At 31.8% G+C, this 6058-nt stretch carries 5 protein-coding genes; 4 read left to right on the plus strand and 1 reads right to left on the minus strand.

Annotated features, from left to right (window positions below):
* Positions 1–14 precede the first annotated feature (14 nt).
* On the minus strand, positions 15–992 hold the full coding sequence (locus U9R42_12370) for an ornithine cyclodeaminase family protein (GenBank protein ID MEA3496813.1): 978 nt from the start codon (positions 990–992) through the stop codon (positions 15–17).
* A 147-nt stretch (positions 993–1139) separates the two neighbouring features.
* Between U9R42_12370 and hypF the strand changes: the two genes are divergently transcribed.
* The 4 genes from hypF (at position 1140) to hypE (ending at position 6002) form a co-directional block, all read left to right on the plus strand.
* The gene (hypF, locus tag U9R42_12375; GenBank protein MEA3496814.1) at positions 1140–3416 is read left to right on the plus strand and encodes a carbamoyltransferase HypF; all 2277 of its coding nucleotides are present in this window, start codon (positions 1140–1142) and stop codon (positions 3414–3416) included.
* Positions 3407–3670: a HypC/HybG/HupF family hydrogenase formation chaperone gene (locus U9R42_12380; protein MEA3496815.1), complete on the plus strand. Its 264-nt coding sequence runs from the start codon at positions 3407–3409 to the stop codon at positions 3668–3670. Before hypF ends, U9R42_12380 begins: the two co-directional genes overlap by 10 nt.
* Before the next feature lie 76 nt (positions 3671–3746).
* Complete coding sequence (gene hypD / locus U9R42_12385) at positions 3747–4829, plus strand: hydrogenase formation protein HypD (protein MEA3496816.1); 1083 nt, start codon at positions 3747–3749, stop codon at positions 4827–4829.
* Positions 4830–4988: 159 nt separating this feature from the next.
* Positions 4989–6002, plus strand: a complete 1014-nt coding sequence (gene hypE / locus U9R42_12390; protein MEA3496817.1) for a hydrogenase expression/formation protein HypE — start codon at positions 4989–4991, stop codon at positions 6000–6002.
* Positions 6003–6058: the final 56 nt, after the last annotated feature.

The raw sequence follows: 6058 nt of genomic DNA on the forward strand, positions 1-6058 counted from the left end.
TTTTATTGAATTATTTATATTTCTATATCAACACCGATTTTTGCTTCAAGAGCTTTGTCGTAAATCAACTTGGCTGTTGCTGTATCTTGAATTGCCAAACCATTTGATTTGAAAATTGTGATTTCACTATCGTTAATCCTTGCATCTTTACTAGCTGTAATAATTTCTCCTAATTCAGCGTAAAAGTGACTTTCTTCTATTTCATTATCCTGAAATGGAATCATTATGTCTCCTGCTTCATTAAAACATGCTTCTTTTGAATCACCAACAAATTTTGATCTTTTAATTATTTCAGTATCAAGTTCTCTTGCATTTGGTGTATGGCTACCAATTCCATTTATATGGGTTCCTTCTTTTACTTTTGAACCATCAAAAATTGGTGTAGGTGATGAAGTGGCAGTACATAAAATATCACAATCAAGTAATTCTTCAGCAGTATTTACTTGAATTATTTCAATATTAAGTTTTTTACTCATTTCTTTAATGAATTCAGCAACTGCTTTGTCAGAAACATCATAAACAAATGCTTTGGATAAATTACGAACTTCAGCAATTGCCCAAAGTTGCATTTTTGCTTGAACACCGGCACCAAAAACACCACAACTTTGTCCGTCATCTTTACGAGCAAGATATTTTGTAGCTACTCCGCTAACTGCACCTGTTCTAACCGCAGTTAAGTAGCCGCCATCCATAACACACACAACATCACCTGTTACTGGGTCTTGAAGTAACACTTTTCCTATCGTGGTTGGCATGTTATGATTTTTTGGGTTATCTTTATAAACAGTAACAACCTTACATGCTAAAGCACCCATTTCTTTAAGATATGCAGGCATATACAATGCTAATCCACCCGGAGGTTTAATATTTGTTCGTAATGGCAAATCAGCTGTACCGTTAGCCAATTCAATAAATGCTTTTTCAACAATGTCAATACAATCGTTCATTTTCAATACCGACATTACATCTTTTCTGTTTAAAATTAGTGTCATTTTATTATCTCCATACTTTAATTTAACAAATTCAAATTATATAAAACTTTTATTAATAGGTCAAATGTAACAAATTGTTCTGATTTTTACTGGAAAATTTAAAAAATATTATGTTTGTAGCGAAAAAAAAATTAGCTTCAATTAAAAATGAGAAATAGAAGTAAAAATATTATTTCAAAAATTATTCACATAAAAGGTCTTGTTCAGGGTGTTGGATTCAGACCGTTTATTTTTGTTCTTGCTAAAAAATTTAAATTAAAAGGCTGGGTAAAGAATCAAAATGACGGTGTAATTATTATTGCTGAAGGTTACCTAAAGAGTATTGACAGCTTTATTCAATCAATAAAAAAGGAAGCTCCATTTGCCTCTAATATTTTTTCTATCGAAACAGAAAATATTGAAATTTCTTATTTTGATGAATTTAAAATTGTCAAAAGTAAAAATCAATCTAATGAAGTTACGGAAATAAGTCCTGATATTTCTATTTGTGATAATTGTCTTAAAGACATGAAAGAACAGAAGCATAGGATAAATTATCCTTTTACAAACTGTACAAACTGTGGACCTCGCTTTTCAATTATTGAAGACCTCCCTTACGATAGAGAAAAAACTACAATGTCGGTATTTGAAATGTGCGAAATTTGTAAGAATGAATATACTGATATTTATGACAGGAGATTTCATGCACAACCTGTAGCATGTAATGATTGCGGACCTTCTTACGAATTGATACTGGATGAAAAAAGCTATTTTGATTTTGAAGACATACTTGAAAAAACATCAAACATCCTTAAATCAGGAAAAATACTTGCCTTAAAAGGCTTGGGTGGATTTCATATTGCTTGTGATGCTACAAATGAAAATGCTGTTAAAAAATTGCGTAAGCTTAAAATTCGTGAAAGCAAACCTTTTGCTGTAATGTTTTCTAGTATTTCTTCTTTAAAAGAATTCGCTTTTATTAATAATGAAGAAGAAAAAGTTCTTCACTCATGGCAACGACCTATTGTATTGCTTAAAACAAAGAAGGAACTTGCTTTTTCAATTTCTAATGGAATAAGTACAATTGGGGCAATGCTACCCTACATGCCCTTTCATTATTTATTATTTGAAAAACTTAAGCTTAGTGCGATTGTTCTCACAAGTGGAAATCTTTCTGATGAACCTATAATTATTGACAATCAAACTGCAAAAGAAAAATTAACAAAAATATCAGATGCATTATTGATTTATAATCGTGATATTTATAACAGAACGGATGATTCTGTTGGCTTTGTTGTAAATAAAGAAAACCGACTAATTAGAAGGTCAAGAGGATATGCTCCATCACCGGTTTATTTAAATTTTGATACTGAAGGAATTTTTGCCACAGGGGCTGAACTTGTTAATTGTTTTGCACTTGGAAAGGGGAATCAAGCAATTATGAGTCAACATATTGGTGACCTTAAAAACCTTGAAACATTAGATTTTTATGAACAAACGATTAAGCAATTTAAAAAGTTATTTCGTTTTAAACCAAAGCTAATTGTCAGTGATATGCATCCTGATTACCTTTCGTCACAGTACGCTGACAAATTGGATGTAAAGCAATTAAAAGTGCAACATCATCATGCTCATATTGCTTCTTGCATGGCAGAACATGGAATTGACGAAAAAGTTATTGGCGTTAGCTTTGATGGTACGGGCTATGGTGATGACGGAAATATTTGGGGTGCTGAATTTTTTGTAAATGACTTAAATGAATATGATAGAAAATTACACTTTGAGTATATCCCAATGCCAGGTGGTGATAAGGTTACTAAAGAGCCTTGGCGGATGGCAATTTCTTATTTGTACTCATACTTAGGGAAGTCGTTTTTTGATAAAGAACTAGAATTTTTAAAAAATATTGATAAAAACAAAGTAGAGTTTTTATTAAAAGCAATTGATAAAAAATTGAATTGTCCTTTATCGTCAAGTGCTGGAAGGCTTTTTGATGCAGTTTCCGCATTGTTAAATATTTGTACTTATTCAAATTTTCATGCAGAAGCACCAATGAGACTTGAGTCAATTATTGACGATAAAGTTACTACTGATTATAGTTTTGACATTAATAAAGAAATTTCTTTTAAGTCAACATTCTTGGAAATACTGAATGATTTAGAGGATAAAATTCCCATATCAATAATTGCTACAAAATTTCACAATACAATAATAAAAGTTATTTTTGCGGGAGCAAAAGAAATTAGAATAAGAGAAAATATAAATAAAATTGTGCTTTCAGGCGGAACATTCCAAAACAGATTCATTTTAGAAAAAGTTGAAAATCTTTTAAAAGCAAATGGCTTTGATGTTTTTAGTAACAACAAAATACCTTCAAATGATGGAGGAATTGCTTTGGGACAGTTAGTGATAGCAGCAAAAAGGAGAGAATTAAAATGTGTTTAAGTATTCCTGCAAAAGTATTAGAAATAAATGGTGAAGTAGCCAAGGTTACACTTGGAGGTACAGAGTATAATGCTAGCCTTCAATTAGTTGAGGATGTAAAAATTGGTGATTATGTTTTAATTCATACGGGTTTTGCAATTCAAAAGCTAAGTGAAAAGGAAGCTCAGGAAACATTAAAATTGTTTAATGAATTTGAAGAATTAAACAAGCAATTGGATGAAGAAGAGGAGAAAACAGGAAAACGAATTGCCTGATAGTTGGGATTTTTTAAAAAAAAAATATACTTTCACTTAAATTCACAATTAATAGCTTACCTATTAAAACAAAATGATGAAGTTTATTGATGAGTTTAGAAATAAAGAAAAAGCAAAAAAAATAGTAAGAGCTATTGAAAATATTTCTACAAAGGAAATAAAATTAATGGAAGTTTGCGGAGGACATACAATGTCAATCCAAAAATTCGGTATCCCATCTTTGCTTCCTCCACAAATTGAATTACTTTCAGGTCCAGGTTGTCCGGTTTGTGTTACCGACCGAAAATACATAGATCAAGCAATTGCTTATGCAAGGCTTGATAATGTTATCATTACAACCTTTGGGGATCTTATTCGTGTTCCGGGTTCTTCATCTTCATTGGATAATGAAAAAGCAAAGGGCAGGAGCATAAAAATTGTTTATTCCATTTTGGATGCTTTAAAAATTGCCAAAGAAAATCCAACAAAAAAAGTTATTTTTCTGGCTATAGGTTTTGAAACCACTGTACCGGGAACTGCTGCAGGAGTGATAACAGCTGCAAAGGAAAATGTTGATAATTTTTATGTTTTTAGTTCACACAAAGTGATGCCTCCGGCAATGAATGCATTAATTGATGAAGGTGTGAAAATTAATGGATACATTGGTCCCGGGCATGTTAGCACAATTACGGGAACAGGGATTTATTCAGGATTGGCAGAAAATTTTAATGTAGGTTGTGTAATTTCAGGTTTTGAACCACTTGATCTTTTACAATCCATTTATATGCTTGTAAAACAATTTGAAGAAAAAAATCCAAAAGTAGAAATACAATACAAGCGAGCTGTAAAAGTGGAGGGTAATATCAAAGCCAAAGAAATGATGTATGATGTTTTTGAATATAGAGATGACTGGTGGAGAGGACTAGGCACATTAGCAAATAGTGGACTTGGAATTAGTAAAAAATATGCAAAATTTGATGCTGAAAGAAAATTTGATGTTGAGGTTGAAAAAACAAAGGAAGATAAGGGTTGTATTTGTGGTGAAATCTTAAAAGGATTAAAAAGTCCAAAAGATTGTTCACTTTTTGCAAATGTTTGTGATCCATCAAATCCTGTTGGTGCATGCATGGTTTCAAACGAAGGAGCTTGCCATGCTTTTTATAAATATAATAGGGAGTGAAAATAAGACAGTAGGCAGAAAGTAGTCGGCAATCTTCGGTAGGTAGTATAAAATAGTTAGAAATGAACAAACGATTAGTTAAAGAATTACGACAAATGAAAACAGAATGACTACTGAATTAAAGTGTAGTGAATGAAAATGGACAAAAAATAAATACACATGAATGAAAATATTTTATTAGGACATGGGAGTGGGGGTAAGCTTACTCATAACCTTATATCAAATTTATTTGTCAAGCATTTTTCTAATCCAATACTTGAAAAGCAAACCGACTCGGCAATTTTGGAAATAAATGCAAACAATATATCTTTTACAACTGATTCATTTGTTGTTGATCCACTTTTTTTTAATGGTGGAGATATTGGTAAATTGGCTGTAGCAGGAACTGTTAATGACTTGGCAGTTTCAGGAGCAGAACCATTATTCCTGAGTGCTTCATTTATTATTGAAGAGGGATTTTCTTTTTCCGAACTTGAAAAAATTGTTAAATCAATGGCTGAGGAAGCCAAGAAAGCAAATATAAAAATTGTAACGGGAGATACTAAAGTAGTTGACAGGGGTAAATGTGATAAAGTTTTTATAAATACTTCAGGAATTGGAATCCTTAGCGAAAAAAACAAAGAAATAAGTTCGGGAGAAAAAATTGAAATTGGCGATAAAATAATTATCAACGGAACGATTGGCGATCATGGAATGGCTATAATGGCTACAAGGAATGATATGAATTTTTCATCTAACATAAAATCTGATTGTGCTTCTTTGAATCAACTTATCAAAAAAGTAATTGATAGTGGGGCTGATATTAAATTTATGCGTGATGCAACAAGAGGTGGATTATCAACAGTCCTCTGCGAAATTGTAGAAAATAAAAGTTATGGTATTGAAATAAATGAAGATGATTTAGCGGTAAATGAAAACGTAAGAGGAATTTGTGAACTACTTGGCTTTGACCCTGTTTATGTGGCAAACGAAGGTAAGGTTGTAATGGTTGTTAGTAATAAAGATTCAGAAAAAGTTCTTGCGATACTTAAAAAAGATGAGCTGGGAAAAGCAAGTTCAATAATAGGAGAGGTTGTTGATGAACATCATGGCAAAGGATGGATAAATACTGAAATTGGCGGAAAAAGAATTATAGATATGCTTGCTGGTGAACAGTTACCAAGGATTTGCTAACAAACTGTTACTACTCAGGAACTATGCAGAATATAAAAGCCACAGACTTCGTCTGT

It is taken from the genome of Bacteroidota bacterium (assembly GCA_034723125.1).
Lineage (GTDB): Bacteria > Bacteroidota > Bacteroidia > CAILMK01 > JAAYUY01 > JAYEOP01.

What these genes read in the sequence shown, in the direction of transcription:
- U9R42_12370 (MEA3496813.1), bottom strand. Translation starts at nt 992, where the DNA reads ATGACACTAATTTTAAACAGAAAAGATGTAATGTCGGTATTGAAAATG.
- hypF (MEA3496814.1), top strand. Translation starts at nt 1,140, where the DNA reads ATGAGAAATAGAAGTAAAAATATTATTTCAAAAATTATTCACATAAAA.
- U9R42_12380 (MEA3496815.1), top strand. Translation starts at nt 3,407, where the DNA reads ATGTGTTTAAGTATTCCTGCAAAAGTATTAGAAATAAATGGTGAAGTA.
- hypD (MEA3496816.1), top strand. Translation starts at nt 3,747, where the DNA reads ATGAAGTTTATTGATGAGTTTAGAAATAAAGAAAAAGCAAAAAAAATA.
- hypE (MEA3496817.1), top strand. Translation starts at nt 4,989, where the DNA reads ATGAATGAAAATATTTTATTAGGACATGGGAGTGGGGGTAAGCTTACT.